This is a genomic window from Chitinophaga sp. (assembly GCF_035564935.1).
Taxonomy (GTDB): domain Bacteria; phylum Bacteroidota; class Bacteroidia; order Chitinophagales; family Chitinophagaceae; genus Chitinophaga.
Window position 1 is genome coordinate 1 of record NZ_DATMTE010000548.1, and the last position, 3,342, is coordinate 3,342.

At 46.1% G+C, this 3,342-nt stretch carries 2 protein-coding genes; both read left to right on the forward strand.

Features of this window, described 5'->3' with window-relative positions:
• Positions 1-1,362: cell division protein FtsA (ftsA, locus tag VN105_RS14270; protein ID WP_325641998.1), on the forward strand; the 1,362-nt coding region annotated here is incomplete at its 5' end.
• A gap of 174 nt (positions 1,363-1,536) precedes the next feature.
• The coding region (gene ftsZ / locus VN105_RS14275) for a cell division protein FtsZ (protein WP_325642000.1) at positions 1,537-3,342 on the forward strand (1,806 nt) is incomplete at its 3' end.

Consider the following 3,342-nt stretch of genomic DNA (forward strand, 5'->3'; position numbering starts at 1 on the left):
ACTACGAAGATTGCTGCCATTGCAGGACGGAAGAATGAATACGGGAAACTGGAAATCCTGGGATTCGGAAAAGCTACATCGTTTGGTGTACAGCACGGTATGGTGCTGAACATCGACCAAACCATTAAGGCTATCAGGCAAGCACTCGAAAATTGTTATGCATCCAACCCTAACCTGGAAATTAACGAGGTATATGTTGGTATAGCCGGTCATCATATAAAAAGTTTGCAAACCCGTGGCGATATTGTACGTAATGACACTGATGCGGAAATATCCCAGAAAGATATTGACCAGCTGATCAACGATCAGTACAAAACAGTTATTCCCGCGAGCGATCAGATCATTGATGTGATTCCGCAGCAATATATAGTGGATAGTTTGCAGAACATCACTTACCCTATCGGTATGTCCGGGGTAAAAGTGGGCGCCAACTTCCATATTATTACCGGCGACAAAAACGCCATCCGTAACATTAACCGCAGCGTGGAAAAATCCGGTCTTAAGATCCGCGACCTGGTATTACAGCCATTGGCGTCTGCTGCAGCGGTAATGTGCGACATGGATTTTGAAGCAGGTGTAGCCATTGTGGATATTGGTGGCGGGACCACCGACCTGGCAGTATTTTACGAAGGTATACTGAAACACACCGCTGTTATTCCGTACGGTGGTGAAAACATTACCAACGACATCAAGAACGGCCTGGGTGTATTAAAAACACAGGCGGAACAGATGAAAGTACAGTTCGGTTACGCCCTGGCTGATGAAGCCAAAACAAACGCCTATATCACGATCCCCGGATTAAGAGGTCAGAGCCCCAAAGAGATCTCCGTGAAGAACCTGGCGCACATTATCCAGGCGCGCATGAGTGAAATACTCGATTTCGTAGTGTATCATCTCAAGCAGATCGGTATGGATAATAAAATGCTGAATGGCGGTATTATCCTTACTGGTGGCGGATCTCAATTAAAACACCTCATACAGTTAACAGAATACACCACCGGTGCAAGCGCCCGTATAGGATTCCCCAACGAGCACCTCGCAAGCGGCCACATAGATGAGTTAACCAAACCTATGTATGCCACCTGCGTGGGCCTGATCCTGAAAGGCTACAATGATTTTGAAAATGACCGTAAAGCACTGGAAGAAAACTATGTGAAAATTAATACCAGCTATCTGGCAAAAGAACAGGCTGCACAGTCGGTGGCTCCACCCGAAGACTGGATAGAAGAAGAAACCCCGAGCAGCCAGGAAATACAGGACCGGAAAGCAAAAGAAAGGAATGCATCACTGAAAAACTTCCTGGACAAAATGAAAACAAAGATCATTGATATGTTCACGGAGGAAGAAGACGCAAAACTTTAATAGTAAGTGGCGCAATTGTTGCAAAAACCAAACGTTTAATATAATAAGAATTAAGAACGATAATTAATAATGACAGGACAAATGAACCATAGTAATAACATACAAGCATACACGCACTTAATTCTTAATAGTTCATTATTAATTATTCGTACTAACCCATAAAAGTATAGAGTCATGATACATTTTGATCTTCCTAAGGAAAAATCTTCTATCATCAAAGTCATCGGTATCGGTGGCGGTGGAAGTAATGCGGTGAATCATATGTATAGCCAGCGCATTGAGGGGGTAAATTTCATTATTTGCAATACCGATGCACAAGCTATTGCCAATAGCCCTGTTCCCAATAAAATACAGTTGGGACCGCACCTGACACAGGGACTTGGCGCCGGTGCAAATCCTGAAATCGGGAAACAGGCGACGGAAGAATCCTTTGAAGAAATCAAAAAAATACTGGAGGTAAATACCAAAATGGCCTTCATTACTGCCGGCATGGGCGGTGGCACCGGAACAGGTGGCGCTCCTATCATTGCGCGGATATGTAAGGAACTCGGTATTCTGACCGTAGGTATTGTTACCACTCCTTTTTCTTACGAAGGAAAAAAGAGAATGCTGCAGGCTGATGAAGGTGTTACCCGCCTGAAAGAGTATGTAGATACCCTGCTGATTATCTCCAATGATAAATTACGCCAGAAATTCGGCGACCTGAAGTTCAAGGCTGCCTTCGAAAAAGCAGATAACGTGCTGGCTACCGCCGCCAAATGTATTACAGATGTAATCAACTCCACCGGTCAGATCAACGTGGACTTTGCCGACGTTTGCACCGTTATGCGTAACGGTGGCGTGGCTATCCTCGGCGCTGCACTGGCAGAAGGCGAAAACCGCGCGCAAAGGGCTATCGAAGACGCATTAACTTCCCCGCTGCTGAACGATAACGATATACGCGGCGCCAAATGGATCCTTATCAATATCTCTTCTTCCGAAGGCGAATTTGAACATACTCTCGATGAAATGGATATTATCCAGGCGTATGTGCAAAGCCAGGCTGGTGAAGACTGCGATGTGATCCTCGGTGTGGGCTATGATCAAACGCTGGACAGGCAACTGGGCGTAACCATTATTGCTACTGGTTTTGAACAAAAACCCATCACACAGCAAAAAATTACCCCTGCCAATACTGAACGCACAGAGCCTAAAATTGTAATGCAGTTAGGCAAAGATGGCGATGAAAAAAAGATGAGCGTTCAACAGGCACAGGGTACTTTATTCCAGGAACCACAGGACCTGATGGCCCCGCGCCTGATGGAGCCCGTAGTGAGCCATCCTGAGCCTGTAATGGCTTATACGCCACCACAGCCACAGCCACAGGCGCCTATTGCTCCTGCACGTCAGAACTATGTGCTGAACATACAGCAGGTACCGCCTGCACAGCCGCAACAACCCGACCCGCAGCAGATACAACAGCAGATGCAGCAAATGCAACAGCAGCAACAGATGCAGCAACCTGTTCAGCAACAGCCCGTACAGCAACAGCCTGTACAGCAGGCACCTCCTGCACAACAACCTGGTGTGAATATTATTCAGCCACAATCAGGCAATGCAGCAGGCGGTTATTTAAACAGACCGTCACATATTTACGTGGAACCAGGTACTCCTGCTCCTGAAATGAAAATGGTGTATAAAGAGGAAGAAGAAAGTGCAGCGAATGTACCGCCGGCTCCTCCGGAAGTGCCCATGCAGCAGGCTTATGAGGACCTGGAAGAACAAAAACGTAAACAAGCGGAGCGTGTAGCTAAATTACGCAGCATCAGTTTCAATGTGAAAAACATGGACAATAATGCGGAATTGGAAAATGTACCAGCTTACCTGCGTAGGAACGTGAACCTGGATAATGGCGCTGGTTCTGCTGAACACTTCTACTCCAACTATACAGTGAGTGGTGATCAGGGATCCAATAATCATACAGAAATTAATACGATCAAT